Below are 20,583 nucleotides of genomic sequence, written 5' to 3' on the forward strand. Positions count from 1 at the left end.
CCCGGCGCGGGCGCGCTGCCGGAGGGGGCGGTCGGCGAAGCAGGCGCGGCGGGCGCGGCGGGAGCTTGGGCTGAAGCCGAGCTCTCGTGGTGCGGCGCGCTGTAGGGCTGCGGCTCCTGGCCGGGCTCGTAGACCGTGCCGGTGGCAGCCGGTGCGGTCGCGGGCTCCTGCTGCTCCGGTGCCGCGGACTCCGATGCAGCCCGGGTCTCAGGGACGTCGCCGTCGCGGGGCTCCCCCGTGGCGCCGTTGGTGGTGTCGGTCATGTCTGCTCCTTCCAAGCGCTGCCAGCCTCCCGCCGCAAGCTGTGTGCCAGATCGGCGGAGTCTGTGATCCTGCTATCGACGAGCAGTGATTCATCCCAACGCGGAGCGGCCTCAACGCTCGCCCTGCGACAGCGTACCGGCCCGAGCCTGACGTACGGTGAGAGCGTGAGCGACTTCTCCCCCGCACCCGATCTCCGTCCCTGGCAGCGCACCGCCGCCGGCGCAGGGCTGCTCGCCGCCGACGGCACGATCACAGCCACGATCTTCGCCGAGATGAGCGCCCTCGCCGTGCGCACCGGCGCCATCAACCTCGGCCAGGGCTTCCCCGATGAAGACGGCCCGACCGAAGTGCTCGACGCCGCCCGGCAGGCCATCAGCGACGGCGTGAACCAGTACCCGCCCGGCATCGGAGCCCCGGTGCTGCGCGAAGCGATCGCCGCGCACCAACGGCGCTTCTACGGCCTCGAGGTCGACGCGGCATCCGAGGTGCTCGTGACCGCCGGCGCGACCGAGGCGCTCGCCGCCACGATCCTGGCGCTCGTCGACACGGGTGATGAGGTCGTCACGTTCGAGCCGTACTACGACGCGTATGCGGCGCTCATCGCCCGGGCCGGAGGCGTGCATCGCACCGTGCCGCTGCGCTTCCCCGACTGGAGGCCGGATCCCGAGGAGCTCCGGGCCGCGATCACCGACCGCACGCGTCTCATCGTCGTCAACTCCCCGCACAACCCGACCGGCACCGTGCTCGACGCCGACACGCTCGCGCTCGTCGTCGAGCTCGCCACGCGGCACGACGCGATCATCGTGACCGACGAGGTCTACGAGCACCTCACGTTCGGCGCGGCGCACACGCCCATCGCGACACTGCCCGGTGCGCGCGAGCGCACCATCTCGATCTCATCGGGCGGCAAGACGTTCAGCACCACGGGCTGGAAGATCGGCTGGCTCACCGCGCCGGCCTCGCTCGTCACGAGCGTGCTCGCCGTGAAGCAATACCTCACCTTCGTGAACGGGGCTCCGTTCCAGCCGGCGATCGCCGTCGGCCTCGGCCTGCCTGATTCGTCATTCACGGATGCCGCCGCCGCCCTGCGTGGCAAGCGCGACGTGCTCGCCGCCGGTCTCACCGCCGCCGGCTTCGCCGTGTCGCTCCCCGAGGCGGGCTACTTCATCGTCGCGGATGCCGCGCCGCTCGGGTACGACGACGGCGCCGCGTTCTGCCGGCAGCTGCCGGAGCGGGCTGGAGTCGTCGGCGTGCCGGTGTCGGCGTTCGTGCATCCCGACCGCCAGGGCGCGTACCGCAGCCTCGTGCGTTTCGCATTCTGCAAGCGACTCGACGTGCTCGAGGAGGCCTCGGCCCGGCTCGCGGCGCTCAGCGCGGGCTGACGCCGAATCGGCGCAGCTCGAGCGCGGGATTGATGCGGCGCACGGCGTCGATGCGCTCACGCGACACCCAGGCGATCGCGACATCCGTTGCTTCACCGATCGTCGCGAGCTCGACACCCATGGGGTCGACGATCATGCTGTTGCCAGCGCCGAAGGGCGGTGCATGGTCGGCGGCGGCGACGTACATCGTGTTCTCGAGGGCGCGTGCGGTGGTGAGCAGCCGCCAGTGCGCCTCCTTCAGCGGCCCGCGCACCCACTCCGCGGGCATGCACACGACATCTGCGCCCGCGTCGACGATGCGACGGGTGACCTCGGGGAACCGAGCGTCGTAGCAGGTCTGCAGGCCGAAGCGCAGGCCTCCCGCCTCGAAGAGCTCGGGCTCGGCGATGTCGCCCGGAGCGACCCAATCGGACTCCCGCTCCCCGAAGGCATCGTAGAGGTGGAGCTTGCGATAGCGCGCGACGACGCCGGCGCCGGGAGCGACGGCCACAACCGTGTTGGCGACGCGGCGCTCACCCTCGAGGCGCTCGATCATGCCCACCACCAAATGCACGCCAAGACGGTCGGCGAGCACCGCGAGCGCTTGCGTGAACGGGCCGCCGACGGGCTCGGATGCCTCGAGCCACTCCTCGCCCGCCTCGGGCGTGAAGTAGCTCGAATACTCGGGGAAGACGACGAGCCCGGCGCCACGGGATGCCGCGAGCTCGGCCAGCCGCGCGATCTCCGCCCGATTCGCGGAGGGGTCTGCTCCGGGCGCGAATTGCGCGACGGCGATCGCGAATGCGGAGCCGGACGGGGTCGCTTCGGTCATGCCGTCAGCGTAGCCGGGAGAAGGGCACCTTCACTCGGCACAGGGCAACGATTTGACGCCCAACCAACGCCCCTCGAACATCATGACCTCGATGTCGTACGGATAGCCGGGATCGACGGCCACGTACCCGTTCGATTGCGGATACCACCAGTCCCACTCCCCGACGATGACAGCGCAACCAGGCAGGAACGGACCGAACGTGTCGACCGTCAGTGGCGGCTGCGGCCGTGGGAAGGACGGTGGCGTCCCGAGAACGGGTGCGGAGGGACTCGAGCCGCTCGATCCGCTCGCGGCCTCGCCTGCTGTACGAGCGGCCTCCGCCGCTGCCGCTGCTGCCGCTGCGGCTGCGGCTGCGGCTGCGGCTGCATTGGTCTCGTGTGAGGACACGACCCGATCGACGGCGGAGCGAACCGCGCCGAGGTCTGGCGTCGAGTCGTCGCCACCGGCGAGTACCGAGCGAACCGCGGCGACCGCCTGCGTCGCGGCATCCTTGGCGACGTCATCGGCCTCGCCATTTCCGGCCGCGGATGCCGCCAACTCGCGCGCCGGCACCGCGATCGCCTCGACGTCAGCTCGAACCGCGGCGACCGCGGAGTCCCATCGAGCGGCGGCGCGGGCACGCTCGCCCGCGGCGGTTTCAGCTGCGACGCTCGCTCGCTCTTCGGCTTGCGCCATCGAGACCTGCACGCCGGTGCTGCCGAGCGCGAGCAACGCGCAGATCGCGGCGACCGCGACGAGATTCTGTGCTGTGGATGACATCGAGACGAAGCTTATGGGGTGCGACCACACGGGAGTGCACGCCGGTCGCACACGGGAAAAGAAGAAGTCCCGGTCTCTGTCGAGACCGGGACTTCTTCGGTATTGGTTGCGGGGGCAGGATTTGAACCTACGACCTCTGGGTTATGAGCCCAGCGAGCTACCGAACTGCTCCACCCCGCGGCACCGACCGCCTTGCGGCAGTCATCCCTCGTAAAATCCCTCGTCAGATCGTGTTTTCTCGATCGAGCTATTTGCGATGGTTCTATCAGTTTACGTTACGGTTCGAGTGCGCTCGACCTCCTCCGCCCAGATTGAGACGAGGTCGCGCCGAGTTTTCGCCGAGTGATCACATCCCCGGGCGAGCTATCCGGCGGAGCGTGCTGCGCGGGAGAGCGACTCTTCGACCGGTGCTGCGATCAACGACTCGAGGGGCATGATAGCGGCGCCGAGTGCCACGGTGTCGCCCCCGAAAGTGCAGCTGTGCAGCTCGAACTGCCCACCGGGTCGGGCCAGTGATGCCGCTCGGACGGCCTCAGCGATGCGTGGTCCGAGGTGCTCCATCATCCGCATGCCGACCCATCCGCCGACGATGAGTCGTTGCGGGTTGAAGAGGTTGACGAGCCCGCCGAGAGCGGCGCCGAGATCGGCGATGACATCGTCGACGGTGGCGCTTGCGACCGGGTCACCGGACTGTGCGGCGTCGAACAGCTCGCCGATGGCGGTCCAACCGCTTCCGTCGAAGCGGCCGCCGGCTGCCGCCCAGCGGTCGAGGATTCCCTGCGCGCCGAGAAGCGCTTCGATGCAGCCTTGACGCCCGCACCGACAGGTGGGGCCGTTGCGGTCGAGGCGGAGGTGCCCCCATTCGGTTGCGCTGCTCGCGGATCCACGAATGAGTTCGCCTTCCGAGATGACGCCGAGGCCGACACCGCGACCGAAGAGGACGACGACAGCATGTTCCACGCCGCGGGCGGCGCCGAACCATTGCTCCGCCTTCGCGAGGGTCTTCGCACCGTTCTCGGCGAACAGCGGCACGTCGTGGTCGAGGAGCGGGCGGACCGGCACCGGCTCCCATCCGAGACTCTCGGCATAGAGCGTCTGGGTGCCGGTCGCGTCGGTTTCGACGATGCCGGGCAGGCCGAGTCCGACGCCTCTGACGCGCGGCCATCGCGCGCTGTTCCGCTGGCGAAGTGCCTCAACCGCGTCGGTGAGGTCGCGTCCGATGGTGTCGGTCGATTCCTCGATGCTCCCGCCGCGGAACTCGCGGTCCACGCGGGTCATGGTGAGGTCGAAGAGCTCGACCGCGACGCCGCGCTCACCGACATCCGCGCCGATGAAGTACGCCCCGTCGGCGATCGGTTCGAGCACGGATGTCGGGCGCCCGCCTCGTGACGCGAGAAGCCCCGTTTCGGCGATCAGCCCTTCGGCGATCAGGTCGGCGACGATGTTCGTGGCGGACGCGGGCGACAGTCCCGTCGCTGCAGCGATCTCGGCCCGTGTTCCACGCCCGACCGTGATCAGGTGCGTGAGAGCGGCAGCGCGGTTCTGGGCCCGCAGCGACCGAATGGTGAGCGACTGCCGCATCGTCAACTCGCTCTCACGCGTCCCCATGATCGAAGGCTACCAAGGGATAGTCCGTCCCTTCGAAGGCCAGCCATGCGAGTGCGAGGGGCTTCATCGCCGTGACACGCAGTCCGCGTTCCGTGCGGTCGATGACTGCGGGGACGGGGCTCCCGTCGGGGCCGACGGCGGTGTACGCGAACTGGTCGGTGCTTCGTGCGGTCTCGAACTCGAGCCATTCCCCGGCTCCCAGGTCCGCGACGATGAGTTCGTCGGGACGGAACGGTGTTCCCGGGTGGAACTCGAACGGGTTCACGGGATGCTCGACGTCGTGAGCGTACCGCAAGGCGACGGTGTCGCCGGCGCGCAGCCTCGACACACTCGGGGTTCCGGATGCCTCGTAGGAGCGTCCGGGGCCGTCGAACCCATAGCCCCAGGCGGGGATCACCATGGGGAGGTCTGCGAAGATCGCGGCGAGGACGTCGTCGTGGCGTTCGCAGCGTTCGATGTCGACGGCTTGGATCAGCTCGTGGAGGATGCGCAGCGCTGTCGGTCCGTCGAGCTCGGTTCCGTCGATGGCTGCGATGAGGTCGTCCCAGCCGGCCGGGGGCACGACGGATGCCGGCGATGTCCTGGTGTCGATCTTCTTCCAGGGCCAGAGGTTCCAGCCGATGCCGTGCGCCTCGTAGAGCCGGAACGCGGCGTAGAGCCACTCGGGATTGTGTTCGCCGCCTTCGCCCATGTAGATGGGCAGCTGCAGGCGGTCGCGGGTCTCGAGGAACGGGGCGATGCTCGCGACATCCGGCGGTGACCAGTACTTGTGAAACTGGAGCGCGGAGTTCTCGTCGAAGACGTCGGTGAAGATCGACCAGTTCGTCGCCCAGTGGGTGCCCTCGTACATGATCAGGTGGTCTGGGTCGATCTCGCGGATGGCGCGAGTGAGGTCGCGGTAGAGTCCGGCGAGCTCGTCGGCGTATCGGTGCTGCCATTCGTTCGGTAGCGGCTCGTTGAGCAGGTCGTAGCCGAGCACGACGGTCTCGTCACGGTAGCGGCGGGCGAGTTCTCGCCAGAGCTCGATGGTGCGGGTCCGGTACTCGTCGGCCATGAACAGTTCCGGCTTGCCGTTCGGGGAGTCGTCGATGTTGGTGCCGGTCTGCCCGCCGGGCGCGCCATGCAGATCGAGCAGCACCCAGAGGCGGTGACTCCGGCACCATTCGATGAGCCGGTCGATCAGCCGGTAGCCGGCTTCGATGGGCACGCCCGACTCGTCTTGGACGATGCGTGCGTTGATGGGCAGGCGGATGTGGTCGAAGCCGGCGGCGGCAATCTCTGCGATGTCGCGTTCGCTGATGAAGTGGTCCCGGAACTCGTGCCAGAAGCGTTCGGCTGCGGCGGAGCCGATGAGGCGCGCGAAGAGTGCCTCGATCTCGCGTGGAGACTCGGCGCCGGGACCGAACTTCCACATGTAGCCCTCGGGCAGGAGCCAGTTGCCGAGTCCCACGCCGCGCAGGCGCACCACCGTGCCGGTACCATCGACGAGCTCGGTGCCCTCGCGGCGCACGAACCCCTCGAATACAGCCGGGCGGCGGGTGAATGTGCGTCGGGGTCGCGTCTGGGTGAGGGTCACGGTGCTCCTTCGAGAGGTCACTTGAGTCCGGACAGGGCGAAGCCCTGCACGACATAGCGCTGGAAGATGAGGAAGACGATGAGGATCGGCACGACCTGCACGCACGCCGCGGCCATCTGCAACGACGGGTTCACGGCGATCTGCTGGTTGAGCAGGGCGAGCCCGACCGAGAGCGTGTAGAGGTTCTGGTCGCTCGCGATGATGAGCGGCCAGAGGAAGCTGTTCCAACCGCCGATGAAGGCGAGCACCGCCTGCACCGCGAGGATCGGCTTCGAGATCGGCAGCACGATGGTGGCGAAGATGCGGAATTCGCTCGCCCCGTCGAGGCGTGCCGCCTCGAGCAGCTCGGTCGGGATGGTCGACATGAACTGGCGGAACAGGAAGATGCCGAAGCCGCTGATCAGGGTCGGCAGGGCGATCCCGACCAGGGTGTTGGTCAGCTTCATGCCGTTGAGGATCAGATAGGTCGGGATCATCGTCACCTGGACGGGGATCATCAGGGTGGCGAGGACCAGGAAGAACAGCCCCGACTTGCCGCGGAAATCGTACTTGGCGAACGCGTAGCCCGCCATCGCCATGAACAGCAGCCCGAATCCGCCGATCAGCACCACGATGAGGGTGTTCACGAGGTACCGGTCGAAGTCGAGTTCGGTGAACAGCCGAACGTAGTACTCGAGGGTGGGCTGGTCGGCGAACAGCTTCGGCGGGTAGTCGATGGACTCGCTCTGCGGCTTCACCGAGGAGAACAGCATCCACGCGAACGGGAACGCGGTGATGAGGGCGCCGGCGGCGAGTGCGAGCGCGACGAGCACCGTCACGCCGGTTCCGCGTCGCGCGCGCCCTCGCGGCGACAGCGAGGGGCGAAGCGGAAGCGTCGGCGGCGAAGCGGGCTGAGGCTCGGGAATCACGAGCGTGGGCGTTTCAGTACTCGACATCAGCTCTCCTCGAGCGCAGCTGCAGTGCCGTGACCAACGCGATCACGATGAAGAGGACGACGGATCCGGCGCTCGCGTAGCCGAACTGGTTGAGCCGGAAGCCCTCTTTGTACAAGAAGATCGACATCGAGGTCGTCGCGCCGAGTGGGCCGCCATCGGTCAGCACGAATGGTTCGTCGAAGAACTGCAGCCAGGCGATGACGGTGGTGACGGTGACGAACAGGATCGCGAAGCGGAGCAGCGGGATGACGACCGACCAGGTCGTGCGCCACGAGCCGGCGCCGTCGAGGGCGGCGGCTTCGCGATACTCCTTGGGCACGCCCTGAAGAGCGGCGAGGAAGATGATGATATTCAGTCCCGTGCCTCGCCAGATGGCGACGAATGCGACCGAGAACTTCGCCAGCAGCGGGTCGGAGAGCCACTGCACGGGCGGCAGGCCGACGAGGGAGAGCAGCCAATTGAACAATCCGAACTGGGTGTTGTACAGGTATCCCCAGACCAGGGCGATGGCGACGATGCCGGTGATTGCGGGGATGAAGTAGAACGCGCGCAGTGCACGGAAGAACCGGCTGTTGCTTCGCGCAAGCAGGAGGGCGACGGCGAGCGAGACGATCACGACGGAGGGAACGCCGATGAGGGCGAAGAATACGGTGTTGCCGAACGCCTGCCCGAAGTCGGGGTCAGCGAACAGCCGCTCGTAGTTCGCGGTGCCGGCGAACCCGATGTTCGACCAGTTCGCGAGCCCCGAGATGTCCATGTCGGTGAAGCTGACGACGAGGGCGACCAGCAGCGGCAGCACACCGAAGGCGATGAGCAGCAGCATTGCGGGGCCGACGAACACGTAGGGGGTGGCCTTGGTCGCGGCCTTGGCGATGCTCATACAGCTCCTTTCCGTGCGGAGGTGGAGCGGTGGGGCCGCGCAGATGTGCGACCCCACCGCAGTCGGTGAACTCAGTTGACCGAGACGCCGTCGCTCTTGGTGATGAGCGTCTCGATCGCCGTCTCGCGGTCTTCGCCGTTCAGTGCGATCGAGTTGAGCGCGGTGAGCAGGTCGGCGCCGACGCCGCCGTCCCAGTTCGGCACGAGCGGCAGGATTCGGGCGTCGGCGAGCTGCTCGGCGTACACCTGCACGAGCGGGTCGGAGAGCAGCGTCTCATCCGCGAGGGCGTCGACATTCGTGGGCAGTTCGCCGTTGATCTCGAACCACTCGAGCTGCGTCTCGGGCTCGGAGAGGTACTCGAGCAGCTCGAGCGACTGGTCGACCTGATCGGTGTTGTGCCATACCGCGAGGTTCGAGCCGGCGAACACCGAGGTCGCCGAGCCGGAGCCAGCAGGCACTGGTGACACGGTCCAGCTGCCTTCGAGCTCGGGGGCGCTGTCGGCGATCGATTTGGCGAGGTACGGTCCGCTGATCAGCATCGGCGCGACGCCGGAGATGAAGCCCTGCGTCTGGTCGAAGTCGCTGTTGGTCGGCACGCTGCCGTCGGCGTACAGTCCGGTGTAGGTGTCGACAGCCGCGTCGAACTCGGGCGTGTCGAAGTCGACGTTGCCATCGGCGTCGATGATGTCGCCGCCGTTCGACCAGGTCATGAAGACGGGCAGCGGGCTGTCCCACTGCGGGATGTAGTAGCCGTACTGACCCTCGCCACGGCCGGCGAGCGTCTTGGCGTCGGCGCGGAGTTCGTCCCACGTGGCGGGCGGCGCGTCGATGCCGTTCTCGGCCAGGATGTCCGTGCGGGTGAACAGCACTCGGGTGTCGCTGACCCAGGGGATGCTGACGGTCTCACCATTGACCGCGGACGCTTCGCCGGCGATACCGTCGGGGAAGTTCTCGGCCGCGAGGCCGGGGTGGTCGCCGAGCTGGTCGTCGAGCGGCATGAGGGCTCCGGCATCCGCGAAGGTGCGCAGCTTCGAGAGGCCGACCTGCAGCAGGTCGGGGCCGGATCCGGATGCCACGGCGGTCGTCAGTCGCTCGTCGATGCCGTCCCACGGCACCGCGACGACTTCGACCTCGGTGCCGGACTCTTCGACCCAGGGGGCCACGAGCTCTTCGAAGTTCGCGCCCGAGTCGCCCATGATCCAGACGGTGAGCGGCCCCTCTTCGGCGGCACTGCCGCCTCCGGTGCTGCATCCGCTGACGGCGAGCCCGAGGGCGGTCAGGGTCGCGGCTGCGGCTGCGGCCTTGATATAGCTCTTCATCGAGGTACCTCTTTCGGGTGTGTGTTCCAGTGTGATGTGCGGGGTGGGGCTGAGGCGAGTCGGAGACTCGCCCAGATCAGGCTGTCGTGACGAGCGACTCGAGCTGCGACATCCGCTCGCTGATGAGTCGCCCGTACCAGTGGGCGCTGAGTTTCGGCACGCGACGCTGGGTCGCGTAGTCGACGAACACGAGGCCGAAGCGCTTGCCATAGCCCTCGGCCCATTCGAAGTTGTCGAGGAACGACCACGCGTAGTAGCCGCGCACGTCTGCGCCCTGCTCGACGGCCGTGATCACGGCGTCGAGGTAGCCGCGCAGGTACTCGACGCGAGCCGTGTCGACGACATCGCCGTCGGGGTCGACGTAGTCGTGGTAGCTCGCGCCGTTCTCGGTGATGAGGATCGGCAGGCTCGTGAAGTCTCGCGCGACACGCGTCAGCACGGCCGTGAGCGACTCGGGGATCACCGACCAGCCGAATGACGTCGTGGCGGGCTCGACGGCTCGCTCGACGAGACGCAGCGGGCCGCCCGCCTCATCGTGTGCGGCGGTCACACGCTGGTAGTGGTTCACGCCGGCGAAGTCGGTCGGCGCGGCGATGAGGCGCAGATCGCCCGGACGGATCACGGAGTTGAGGTCGTCGCCGAGCGTGCGCCGGACAGCCGCGGAGTAGTCGCCGAGGTACACCGGGTCGAGGAAGACGCGGTTGCTCGCGGCATCGAGGCGCTCGGCCGCTGCCACGTCGTCGAAGGAGTCGCTGGCGGGAAGCACGTCGGTGACGATGTTCGCGATGCCGACGCGAGCACCGGGTGCGACCGCGCGGATCGCCACGACCGCGAGGCCGTGAGCGACGTTGAGGTGATGGGCGGCGGCGATGGCGGCACCCCAGTCTCGTCGACCGGGCGCGTGGGCGCCGTGACCGTAGCCGAGGAAGGACGAGCACCACGGCTCGTTGAGGGTGATCCAGTCGTCGGCGAGGTCGCCGAGAGCGGCGACGGTGCGTCCCGCATAGTCGGCGAAGCGCTCGGCAGTCGCCCGCACCGGCCAGCCGCCGGCGTCTTCGAGGGGCTGCGGGAGATCCCAGTGGTAGAGCGTCACGAGCGGGCGGATGCCTCGTGCCCGTGCACCCTCGAGCAACGACCGGTAGAAGGACACGGCATCGGGATTCAGCTCGCCCGAGCCGCTCGGTTGCAGGCGAGACCACGACACCGACAGGCGATAATCGCGGATGCCGAGCCCGACCATGAGGTCGAGGTCGGCCTCCCACCGGTGGTAGTGGTCGCACGCGATGTCGCCGTTGTCGCCGTTCGCGGTGAGGCCGGGAGTGTGCGAGAACGAATCCCAGATGCTCGGCCCGCGGCCGCCCTCGCGTGCTGCGCCCTCGATCTGGTACGCCGCAGTCGAGACGCCGAGGCGGAAGTCGGCCGGGAGAATGGCGAGGCGGTCAGGACCGAGGGTGGGCGCTTGGTCGAGGCGGGCCTGCTGGCGGCGTGAGGGGTTCGTCATCGAACTGGTGCTCTCATTCGGTCGGATTACTTTACGTATTAGTCTAAGACGTATTCTTGCGGCGTCAAGTCCGGTTTTCATCGGGGCGTCGAGTCGTGAGTCGCGACCCGGCGCCCCGAGCATCCGACCGTCAATACGACGAGTAGACGGTCACCTCATCGATGCTCCACCACTGGGGCGCGACGCCCGTCTGGGTGATGCGGACGTACCGGGCAGCTGCGGGCTCGATCGAGATCGGCCGCTTCCAGCCGTACGCGATGCCGGTTGCCGCCGATGTCCAGTTCGAGCCCTCGAGCGATACCTCGACATGGAACCCGCGCGGATAATCCCATCGGGAACCCGACGGGGTCTGCACCGTCACCATCGCCACCTGCTGGGTGGCGCCCAGGTCGATGCGATACCACTCGCCGCCGGCCATCGCCTGCCCGCTGCTCCACGCGGTGCCGTTCGCCCCGTCGATTCCGGCGGCAGGCGACGTGCCGCCCGCGGTGGACGAAGCCGTCGCGGTCCAGCCGGTGTGGCTGATCGCGGCGGGCGCGAAGGTGTCGAGTCCGCCGGCGTACTTCTCGATCGTCTCGACGAATCGGGTGTTCTGCGTGAACGCCCCGGTGCCGAATCGGCCGACCTTTTCGATGTAGGTCGCGGCATCGTCGCTATTGATGACGGGCACCGGGGCGGGGTTGTCGTAGTACAGGCCCCAGTACGCGAAGCCGTCGTTCGCCGCTCCCCTGACCTTGTAGCTCCAGTTCGTCCACGAGACATCCGACGCATTCAGTCCGGCCATGAACCGAGCCCAGACGTCGTCGTTGTAGTAGAGCGAGTACTCGCCGTAGAGCATCGGGACACCCGTGTTCGACAGCTTCGTCGCGAGCCCGTCGAGCTCATTGGTGACGAGCTGGTTCTGCGCCGTCCAATCCTTCGAGTTGGGCATGTCGTACGGGTGATACTCGTACATCACGTTGGTCCATCCGTATGTGGACGGGTGCGCGAGCGCGTTGACGCCGAAGAAGGCGCCGAGCACGATCAAGTGGTCGGCGTCGATGGCGCGCACCGCGTCGTAGAGCCGGTCGTAGTAGTCACTCTTCTGGGCCACGTCGTCGGCGTCCTCGCCGTAGTCGATGAGGGGCTCGTTGATGAGGTCGTAGCCGGCGACGGTCGGGTTGCCTTCATAGCGGGTGGCGATCTCCTCCCAGATGTCGACGACCCAGTCCTGGTAGCTGGCACTGCCCCAGAATCCGTTCGGGTTCGGGCCGATGCGTCCGCAGCTGCCCCACGGGCATCCGCCACCGGGCACGGTGTGGAGATCGACGAGCACGTAGATCCCGCGCTGGCCCGCCTCGTCGATGAGCCAGTCGATCTTCTCCCACGGGTTCGACTTCCAGGTGCCGTCGAGGTTGAGGAACGTCATCCAGCTGATCGGCAGGCGAATGACGTTCATGCCGGCGGCTGCGATGTTGTCGAGGTCGGACTCGACGAGCCACGTGTCTTGGTGGGCATCGATGATCGACTGTGCACCGGCTTCGCCGAAGCGGGTGGCCATGGTGTTGTTCAGCGAGTAGTCGTCGTTGTAGAGGCCGGCGGTGAGCTCGCCGATCGACCACCACTGTGCCGCCGATCCCGTCTGGGTGAGACGGAAGTACCGAGCCGCCTGAGCATTGAACCCGATGGTGGTGGCCTTCCGCGTGCCGACGCCCGTCGCGACCGAGCTCCACGACGCACCGTCGCGGGAGAGCTCGAGGTGGTAGCCGCGCGCCCAGTCGTTCTCGTCGGTGGAGTTCTTCGCGGTGTCGGTGGTCACGTTGTTCAGGGTGAGGAGTGCACCCATGTCGACCTGGATCGATTGGCCCGGCGCCTGCGCGGCGCCGCTGGTCCAGCGGGTTCCGGTGTTCGAGTCGGTGAGGTTCGCGGTCGCCCCGCCGACGGAGGAGGTGACAGTCCATCCGCCCCGGTCGATGGCGGTGCCAGCATGGATCGCGATCTCGGCGATGGACCACCACTGACCGGATGAACCATTCGAAACGATCTTCAGGTACCGGCCGCTCTTCGAGCCTTGGAAGTCTGCCTGGTTGATCCGGCCGTTGCCGTACCCGGTCGCCACGTGCGTGAACGTCGAATTGTCCCAGGAGACGAACACGTCCCAGATCCGAGGGTAGTCGTTCGCGGTGCCGGCTCCCGCGTCGAACAGCACCTTGTCCATATCGACGTTGCGACCGAGGTCGACGGTGAAGCTCTGTCCGGGAGTCTGTGCTGCGCCGCTCTGCCAGACGGTGGAGACATCGCCGTCGAGCGCCATGCTCGGGCTTGTCCAACTCGCCGAGTTCGATGCGGAGGCGGTGTGCGCGCCGTTGTGGAGGGCGGGGTCGTTGAAGAGGTTGATCTCACCGACGGACCACTTCACGCCGGCAGTGCCGGTCTGCTTGACGCGGACGTGCCGCGCGATCTGCGGGCTGAATCTCACCGTCGAGACACCGTCGATGCCAGGCTGGCTTGCCACGCTCTTCCACGTCGAGCCGTTGGATGAAACCTCGACTGCGATCGCGCGCGGGTGCTCCCCCGAAGCGGCAGTGTTGTCCATCGAGAGTCGGTTGAACACCGTCGGCGCGCCGAGGTCGAGTCGAAGCCATTCGTCGCCCGACTGGTTGCCTCCCGTCACCCAGGTGGATGACCCGGATCCATCGAGCGCGTTCGCAGCCGTGCCGGACGAGGCGGTCGCGGACCATCCCGTTCGGTCGACGGCGAACTCGCCGAGCGGGGACATCCAGTCCTCTTGGGCGAGCCATCCGCCGACGTTCGTACCCCGAAGGTTGATGGTGCTGCCGGCACCGGAGTCGGTCTTCAGGACGTTGCCGGCGGCCTTGATGAAATCGTCCGATCCCAGTGGTTCGGCGGCCGCCGCGGTCGGGGGGATGACGAGGCTCGCTGCGAGCACCGCGACAGCGGTCGCGACGGCGCCTCTTAGGGATGTTCTCATGATCCTCCTTGATCATCCGAACACCGTGGCTCGGCATTCGGGGCGGTCGGTCGCGATGCGACCACGACGTTTACATATGTTTTAGCCCAATACGTGAATTAAACCAAGCAACAGTCTTGCGCTCGCCCGAAACCGTCTGGGCGCAGCGACGTCAAGTTGTGCGCGAAATCAGCTGCGCGCGTGTCAGGAATCCGGAGTGAGCGCCGCCCATGAGATTGTGCTCAGCGAAGAAGCCGGCACGTCGACGCCGAGTGATCGGCGGTCGTCCCCGACCTCGATCGACCGAGGGACCCCCGCGGAATTCCACACGAGCAGCACGGTCTCACCCTCAGGAGTCGCGAACGCCACGTGCTGCAGTTCCGCGTCGGTGGACGACGACTCGACGCGTATCGACCCGGGCGGGAGGTAACGTGCGGCGTGGGCGAGCATGAAGTACTCGGCATTGCGCGTCACGGTGCCGTCGGCGCCCAGGGTCACAACGCCTGAGCACGTTTCGCAGCCGCCACGGTGCGGCCCGCTGTGCTCATCGAGCACCAGGTTCCACGTCAGCACGCCGGCCGCACGATTACGGAGCGAACCGATGAGCACGTTCGTGGTCTGCCATGCGAAGGTGTCGGCGAAGACCTTCTCCGGCGAGTCTCCGGGAGCGCTCGAACCCGAGCACTCCGTGACCCAGATCTCGATGTCGGGGAACTGCTCCCAGAGCCGGCTCTGCGCTGAGGCGTCACCCGAATAGCAGTGGAAGGCGATTCCGTCGATCCACTCTGCAGCAGGTGTGCGCAACAGGTCGGCAGGATATTGGTACGCGGGGTCCTCTCCTTCGGGCGTCGTGGCGGCGTCTCCCGGATTCAGTTCCCAGTTGTGATCGAAGCCCAGGATCGCGGTGTCGTGGCCGGCCGCGTCCAGGGCGGGGCCGAGTCTCTCGATGAGCTTGGCCTCCTGCCAGACCGGCATGTCGGTTCCGGGGTAGCCGTCGGGGTGACGATACTGCGGCTCGTTCTGCACCGTGAGCGCGTCGATCTCCAGGCCGGCGGCGCGGTATTCCTCGACGAAACGCACCAGATACGCGGAGTACGTCTCGTAGGCGCGGTCCTCGTCGAGGAGTCGGCCACCCTCGAGGCTGCCGCTCGTCTTCATCCACGCCGGTGGGCTCCACGGCGACGCGATCAACCGCAATTCGGGGTTGATGGCGAGCACTTCCTGGAGCATGGGTATCAGGGCGTGACGATCAGGGTCGATGCTGAAGCGTTCGAGTTCCCAGTCGGTCTCGCCGACGGCGACGTCATCGAACGTGAATGCGTCCGTATCAACGAAGTCGGATGCCCCGATGGGCAGCCGTAGTGTTGAGAGTCGCACCGGCCCGTCAGGGTCGAACAGCTCTTCGAGCAGCGCGGTTCTCTCGTCGCCGGGCATGCTGGCGAGCAGGTCGGCCGAGGAATGCGTCATCGCCGCCCCGAAGCCGTCGACGCGCTGCTGCTCGGCGCGCGGATCGATGGAGATGTCGACGTCGGGATCGGCCTCGCCCTCAGAGGATGCCCCGGCGCCGACCTCGAGGGTGCGCATCGGCTCGCCGCCGTCGATGCTCGTCGTCACCCCCGTAGCACCCGGCTCCCCTTCTGGCGCCAGCGTCGTGTTCGTCGGCAGCGACGGGGACGGCGATGTGCGCGGGTTCATCCAGACCGTTGCGATCAGCACCAAGACGATCACTGCCGTGATCGCCGCGACACCCGCAACGATCCACCGGCGCGACGCTGGGGCACGGAACTGGCGCATCCTTTTCATCGCTCCTCCTTGAGTATCGGATCAGGGCTGAACGGTGAACCCGCGCACACGTCGGCGCCCGACACCAGGGTGCCGGACACCGACGTGTGTGAAGCCAGATGGATCAGCCGCCCTGCGCCTTCAACGCGAAGGCCTGGGCGGTGCTGTCAGCATCGCAGGCCTGCTGCGCGATGGCGGCACCGTCGTCACGGCTGCCTCCGTCCACCGCGGCGCAGAGGCCGCTGTGCTGGTTGACGAGCTGGTAGAAGCCGTCACCGACACGCACGAGCTCGAACTGCTGGTTGGCATCCTTCTTCGACGGCTGCCAGAGCTCGAGCGGCGCACCCTCGGCCGTCGAAGCATCCGCCACCTGCAGCACCAGGCCCGCATTCACGTTGGTGATGCGATAGCTGTCGCCGCCCTTGGCCGCCGTCAACGTCCACTGTGCGTTCGGCTGCGGAGCTGGGCAGGCCCACTGCTGTACCAGGGTGCCGTTCGTGGTGCCATGGTCAACAGCGTCGATGCACGCCCCGGAGCCTTCGTTGACGATGGCGTAGACCGCCTTCGTCGAGATTCCCGACGCGTTCTCTTTGTCGGAGGACTTGACTTCGACGGTGCCGTCGAGCCGGATGTCCTGCGACGAGGCGCCAACGAAGACCTCGACGTCGCCCTTCGGCGTGATCCAACCGTCGGTGTACGAATCCCAGTACGAGAGCGACTCCCGGTCCAGCTCGATCGTGACCGAAGTGGACTCCCCCGGATCCAGCGACACCTTGGCGAATCCGGCCAACTGCTTGGGCGCCGTCTCGACGACGTCCGTCGGCAGTTCACCGACGTACACCTGCGGTGACTCGGCACCCGCGCGATCGCCGGTGTTGCTGACGGTGAAGGTCGCCGACAGGTGGCCGTTGCCCTTCGCCTTCACGTCGAGGTCGGAGTACTCGAACGTCGTGTACGACAATCCGTGACCGAACTCGTACTGTGGCGCGATCCCGAACTCCTCATACCCGCGGTACCCGACGAAGACACCTTCCGTGTAGTACGAATCGAGGCCGATGCCCGGATACTGCTCAGGCGTGGAGATCGGCGTCGCGTCATCCGAGACCGGGAAGGTCACCGGCAGCTTGCCCGAAGGCGAAACCTCACCGAACAGGATGTTGGCGAGTGCGGCACCTTGGTTCTGTCCGCCATACCAGGCTTCGAGAACGGCGGGCACGCCGTCCTCCCACTCCACCGTCGTCGTGGGGCCGCCGGTCGTCAGCACGACGATTGTGTTCGGGTTGGCCGCCTTGACCGCGTTGATCAGGGCTTCCTGTCCGTTCGGCAGACCGAGGTCAGTCTTGTCGCCTCCCTCCGACCCATAGTCGCGCACCACCACCACCGCGACATCCGACCGTGCGGCCAGTTCAGCCGCCTCCTGCGCCTGCGGGTCCACGACACCAGCGGGCTTGATCCAGCCGAGCTTCAACTGCGGTCCGAGCTCGGTTCGTGCCTGTGAGTTGGTGGTGTACGCGACCTGGACGTCGTATTCCTGACCGCCGACCAAGTCGAGCGAGACGGTCTGGCTCGTCTGCTCGGTCGAGTTCACGTCGAGGACCGTGGCTCCGTCGATGGTCACGGTCGCCGCCCCGAGTGCGAGCACTTCGAGTTCGTAGGTCCCGGTGACCGGGGGCGTCAGCGTCGAAGCATACGACGCGGAGTAGATGCCCGCGCCTGGCATCGTGGGAAGCGACGGATTCTGAGAGTTGAGTCCCTCGAAGAAGAAGAATCCACCATTGATGGTGATGTCCTGAAGGATCTCCTCGTCGATCACGGTTCCGTTGCTGTCGAAGATCTGGACATCGGCCCCCCGACTTCCATCGGATGCCGTGAGGTAGTCCGACGGAATCGCATCGAACCCGGGAAGCTGAGACGACGAGGTCACGAAATCCGTCCCGCGGGCGTGTTCGACCGTGGCGTCTGGCAGCAACTCCTGAATGCCCTGAAGCGGGCTGATCGTGGATGTCGGAAGCACCAGCGAGCTGCCGCCACCCTGGGTGGCGATGTCGGCATCCGCGCCGACGACCGCAACGGAGTCGACCGCGGCCGGATCGAGCGGGAGGATGCCGTCGTTCTTCAGCAGCACCATGGACTCCTCGGCAAGTTGCTGTGCGGCGAGGGCGTGCGCGGCCTCGTCGAACTCCTGGGCGACTGCTGGATTGTCGAACAGCCCGATGCGGAACATCTCCGTCAGGATCCGCAGCACCCGTACGTCGATCTCGGATTCAGCGACTTGACCGCTGTTGACCGCGTCCACCAACCCGTCGAAGAACCCGAAGCTGGGCTGCTCCTGATCCAGGCCTGCTCGCATGGCCTCGACGCTGCTGTGCGTTGCGCCGTAATCGCTCATGACCCAACCCTGGAAGTCGAGCTGGTTTCGAAGGATGCCAGTCAGCAGTTCGGAGTGCTCGCACGAGTAGATGGAATTGACCTTGTTGAAGGCGCACATCGTCGTGGCCGGGGCGCTCTCACGGATCCCGATTCCGAACGGGCGCACATAGATCTCCTGGAGCGCACGTTCCCCAACGATGACGTTGCCGCCGACGAGACGGTCCTCCTCCTGGTTGTAGGCGGTGTAGTGCTTGATGTCCGCCATGACGGGGTACGCCTGGATCGCGTTGATCTGGGCCGCTGCAAGCTTTCCCGCGAGAAGCGGGTCCTCTCCGTAGCCCTCGAACGTCCGACCCGCCACTCCGACGCGGGCGATGTCGACCGCCGTGCCGAGCGAGACGTTGTGGGTGGTCTTGAACGCCTCGTCGCCGATCACGTCGCCGAACCTCTGCGCCGCGTCGAGGTCGAACGTCGAGGCGAGTGCGATCGGGGCGGGAAGCGACGTCGCACGCTTCTCGTTGATCTCGGGGTTGGCGATGCGTACGCCGGCAGGACCATCAGCCATCGTGAGCGCCGGAATGCCGAGGCGTTCGATGGGTGCGTTGTAGAACCCGTAGAAGTTGTTCTGATCGCCCTCGAGCATGTCGACCTTCTCGTCGAGGGTCATCTGGGCAAGGAGTTCTGCCGCGCGCTCCCCCGGGGATGGCTGCGGGGGTGCGGCGGAGGCGGAGAGCGGGGTGAGAATGACGGCGAGTGCCACGGCTGCGGACGCCAACGCCGCGGTCGCGCTTCTCACCGATCGACGTCGATCAGGTTGAATTGGCATGTCAGCTCCTCATGAGAACGGATGATCCGGCGGGTCATCCGTTGCCCAGTAAAGCCATGCACGTGTGACTCGGGCGTTATCGAAGCGTTACACCCACACCAGATTGACGCAGCCCAAGGTCGATCAGCTGTTCGAATGGTGCGGATGGGGCGATACCCAGCTCCGCTGCGAGGGTGTCGGAGAGCCGCTGATACACCTGGGCGGCCAACGCCCGATTGCCGGCGGCAAGGTGAGCCCGCATCAGCAGGAAGTACGCGCTCTCGCGGAGCGATGCCATTCCCACGGCCATGGTGGCGACCTCGACCGCACGGTCGAAGTCCCCCACTTTCAGACAACGGCGCGCGACGGCTTCGAACGCCAGGAGCCGCTGCTGGTCGAGCCGCTCCCGCTCCATGACCACCCAGTCGTCAGACCACTCGGGTAGGAGGTCAGCACCACGCAGCTCAACCATCAGCGCCTCAGTCGCCACGTCGTCTCTGATGCGGAGCACCTCGTCGATGTTCGAACGCAACGCCGTCACGTCGATCTCGACGCGCGGATCCAGTCGGATTCCATCTCGGGGTGCTTGGATCAAGCCCGGCTGCTCGTGCAAGATCCTGAACAAGCTGGCACGGAGATTCCCGCTCGCGCGCGCATCTGGGCTGTCCGGCCAGAGTCGGATCGCGATGCTCCTGCGTGGATTCGCTCCGAGGAGCGCGAGTGCCGCTATGACGCGTTGCTGTCGCACGCCGATGTCCACCGGTACGCCTCCGCAGAAGAGCTGCCAGCGGCCCAGCAGCCGCACCGACCACTGTTGTTCGAGAATCGCCATGCCCCACCCCGTGGATCAGTAGGAGGAACAGAGGCTCGAGTCATCGAGGCCCCCCGCCAAAGGGTACCCGCGCATGGGGGCCAGCGGGCTCTTATGTCGTTTGATCGTCCATATGAGTGAGAGGCCGGGCGGCTCACAGGTGGCGCACGATCGGCTCGATCGTCCGCCTGGCTGCGTTGAGTGCTTCTCAGCTGCGCTGTCAAGGACTCGCTCGGCTCAGCCGACGCGGGAGCGTATCGGATCGAGCACCGCCTCCGCCGCCCACGCCGCGGCGTCGGCGATGTCGCTGCGGGTCATTCCGAACTCCCGACGGAAGGTGACCCACGTCGCAGCCGAATCGAGGTGGGCCAAGGCGGCAACGATCGCCCTGCGCTCAGCGTCTCCGAGCGCAGAGATCTCGGCATCGATCATCTCCTCGAGCATGGCCCTTCGCGGACTGGGCGTCGCGCCGCTGATCCCTCGCATCGTGGTTTCGGCCACGACGTGGGCCAGTTCCGGTCGATGGTCGTACGACTCCATCGCCGCACGGATCGTGAGGGGCATGTCGAAGATGCTCGGAGAGTCCTGGCGCGGGAAGATCCTGCGCTCGATCCATGCGGCCGTTGCGAGCAGCAGATCGACCCGTGTCGCATAGTTGCGGAAGATCGTGCGCTCGCCGACTCCCGCACGTCGGGCGATCAGCCGGAACGACACGTCGTCGGTGCCGAGTTCTTCGATCAACTCGGCGTAGGCGGCGAGGATCGCCTCCTGGGTGCGGCTGACGTCGCTCGCCGATCGATCATCGTGCTCGGATGTGACGGACATCGTCA

General features: G+C 66.9%; 14 protein-coding genes, 1 tRNA gene and 1 pseudogene. 1 reads left to right on the forward strand and 15 read right to left on the reverse strand.

Going from position 1 to position 20,583, the window contains the following annotated elements:
- Nucleotides 1-263: pseudogene (locus tag ESP51_RS13620) on the reverse strand (hypothetical protein); the annotation flags it as partial.
- Nucleotides 264-428: 165 nt separating this feature from the next.
- On the opposite strand from ESP51_RS13620, the gene ESP51_RS13625 reads away from it, so the two are divergent.
- Complete coding sequence (locus ESP51_RS13625; protein WP_241843167.1) at nt 429-1,646, forward strand: pyridoxal phosphate-dependent aminotransferase; 1,218 nt, start codon at nt 429-431, stop codon at nt 1,644-1,646.
- On the opposite strand, the gene ESP51_RS13630 is transcribed toward ESP51_RS13625, so the two are convergent.
- From ESP51_RS13630 to ESP51_RS13695, 14 genes are all read right to left on the reverse strand, one after another.
- Entirely contained in the window at nt 1,633-2,457 is an 825-nt protein-coding gene (locus tag ESP51_RS13630) for a carbon-nitrogen hydrolase family protein (protein WP_129521446.1), read from the reverse strand. The genes ESP51_RS13625 and ESP51_RS13630 overlap by 14 nt on opposite strands.
- 30 nt (nt 2,458-2,487) lie before the next feature.
- The gene (locus tag ESP51_RS13635) at nt 2,488-3,216 is read right to left on the reverse strand and encodes a hypothetical protein (RefSeq protein WP_129521447.1); all 729 of its coding nucleotides are present in this window, start codon (nt 3,214-3,216) and stop codon (nt 2,488-2,490) included.
- Nucleotides 3,217-3,319: 103 nt separating this feature from the next.
- A tRNA-Met gene (locus ESP51_RS13640) sits at nt 3,320-3,396 on the reverse strand.
- A 183-nt stretch (nt 3,397-3,579) separates the two neighbouring features.
- Nucleotides 3,580-4,824 (reverse strand): ROK family transcriptional regulator, encoded by a 1,245-nt coding sequence (locus ESP51_RS13645; RefSeq protein WP_129521448.1) that lies wholly within the window; start codon nt 4,822-4,824, stop codon nt 3,580-3,582.
- Entirely contained in the window at nt 4,811-6,400 is a 1,590-nt protein-coding gene (locus ESP51_RS13650) for a glycoside hydrolase family 5 protein (protein ID WP_129521449.1), read from the reverse strand. Before ESP51_RS13650 ends, ESP51_RS13645 begins: the two co-directional genes overlap by 14 nt.
- A gap of 17 nt (nt 6,401-6,417) precedes the next feature.
- Nucleotides 6,418-7,335 (reverse strand): carbohydrate ABC transporter permease, encoded by a 918-nt coding sequence (locus tag ESP51_RS13655; RefSeq protein WP_129521450.1) that lies wholly within the window; start codon nt 7,333-7,335, stop codon nt 6,418-6,420.
- Entirely contained in the window at nt 7,322-8,215 is an 894-nt protein-coding gene (locus ESP51_RS13660) for a carbohydrate ABC transporter permease (protein ID WP_129521451.1), read from the reverse strand. The genes ESP51_RS13655 and ESP51_RS13660 overlap by 14 nt, the downstream gene beginning before the upstream one ends.
- A gap of 71 nt (nt 8,216-8,286) precedes the next feature.
- Nucleotides 8,287-9,534, reverse strand: coding sequence for an extracellular solute-binding protein (locus ESP51_RS13665; RefSeq protein ID WP_129521452.1), 1,248 nt, complete (start codon nt 9,532-9,534; stop codon nt 8,287-8,289).
- A gap of 76 nt (nt 9,535-9,610) precedes the next feature.
- A complete protein-coding gene (locus ESP51_RS13670; RefSeq protein ID WP_129521453.1) occupies nt 9,611-11,035 on the reverse strand; it encodes a GH1 family beta-glucosidase in 1,425 nt (474 codons plus the stop codon).
- Nucleotides 11,036-11,165: 130 nt separating this feature from the next.
- Entirely contained in the window at nt 11,166-14,006 is a 2,841-nt protein-coding gene (locus tag ESP51_RS13675; RefSeq protein WP_129521454.1) for a discoidin domain-containing protein, read from the reverse strand.
- Between the two features lie 183 nt (nt 14,007-14,189).
- Nucleotides 14,190-15,788, reverse strand: a complete 1,599-nt coding sequence (locus ESP51_RS13680; RefSeq protein WP_129521455.1) for a glycoside hydrolase family 30 protein — start codon at nt 15,786-15,788, stop codon at nt 14,190-14,192.
- A 103-nt stretch (nt 15,789-15,891) separates the two neighbouring features.
- Nucleotides 15,892-18,963: a glycoside hydrolase family 3 C-terminal domain-containing protein gene (locus ESP51_RS13685; protein ID WP_129521456.1), complete on the reverse strand. Its 3,072-nt coding sequence runs from the start codon at nt 18,961-18,963 to the stop codon at nt 15,892-15,894.
- Nucleotides 18,964-19,039: 76 nt separating this feature from the next.
- The gene (locus tag ESP51_RS13690; protein ID WP_129521457.1) at nt 19,040-19,774 is read right to left on the reverse strand and encodes an AfsR/SARP family transcriptional regulator; all 735 of its coding nucleotides are present in this window, start codon (nt 19,772-19,774) and stop codon (nt 19,040-19,042) included.
- Between the two features lie 216 nt (nt 19,775-19,990).
- Nucleotides 19,991-20,578: a TetR/AcrR family transcriptional regulator gene (locus tag ESP51_RS13695; protein ID WP_129521458.1), complete on the reverse strand. Its 588-nt coding sequence runs from the start codon at nt 20,576-20,578 to the stop codon at nt 19,991-19,993.
- Between the last annotated feature and the right edge of the window lie 5 nt (nt 20,579-20,583).

Source organism: Agromyces albus, assembly GCF_004134825.1.
GTDB lineage: Bacteria > Actinomycetota > Actinomycetes > Actinomycetales > Microbacteriaceae > Agromyces > Agromyces albus.

Excerpts from the sequence above, each read along its gene's own strand:
- ESP51_RS13630 (WP_129521446.1), bottom strand. The coding sequence starts at position 2,457 with ATGACCGAAGCGACCCCGTCCGGCTCCGCATTCGCGATCGCCGTCGCG.
- ESP51_RS13635 (WP_129521447.1), bottom strand. The coding sequence starts at position 3,216 with ATGTCATCCACAGCACAGAATCTCGTCGCGGTCGCCGCGATCTGCGCG.
- ESP51_RS13645 (WP_129521448.1), bottom strand. The coding sequence starts at position 4,824 with ATGGGGACGCGTGAGAGCGAGTTGACGATGCGGCAGTCGCTCACCATT.
- ESP51_RS13655 (WP_129521450.1), bottom strand. The coding sequence starts at position 7,335 with ATGTCGAGTACTGAAACGCCCACGCTCGTGATTCCCGAGCCTCAGCCC.
- ESP51_RS13660 (WP_129521451.1), bottom strand. The coding sequence starts at position 8,215 with ATGAGCATCGCCAAGGCCGCGACCAAGGCCACCCCCTACGTGTTCGTC.
- ESP51_RS13665 (WP_129521452.1), bottom strand. The coding sequence starts at position 9,534 with ATGAAGAGCTATATCAAGGCCGCAGCCGCAGCCGCGACCCTGACCGCC.
- ESP51_RS13670 (WP_129521453.1), bottom strand. The coding sequence starts at position 11,035 with ATGACGAACCCCTCACGCCGCCAGCAGGCCCGCCTCGACCAAGCGCCC.
- ESP51_RS13675 (WP_129521454.1), bottom strand. The coding sequence starts at position 14,006 with ATGAGAACATCCCTAAGAGGCGCCGTCGCGACCGCTGTCGCGGTGCTC.
- ESP51_RS13680 (WP_129521455.1), bottom strand. The coding sequence starts at position 15,788 with ATGAAAAGGATGCGCCAGTTCCGTGCCCCAGCGTCGCGCCGGTGGATC.
- ESP51_RS13685 (WP_129521456.1), bottom strand. The coding sequence starts at position 18,963 with ATGCCAATTCAACCTGATCGACGTCGATCGGTGAGAAGCGCGACCGCG.
- ESP51_RS13690 (WP_129521457.1), bottom strand. The coding sequence starts at position 19,774 with ATGGCGATTCTCGAACAACAGTGGTCGGTGCGGCTGCTGGGCCGCTGG.
- ESP51_RS13695 (WP_129521458.1), bottom strand. The coding sequence starts at position 20,578 with ATGTCCGTCACATCCGAGCACGATGATCGATCGGCGAGCGACGTCAGC.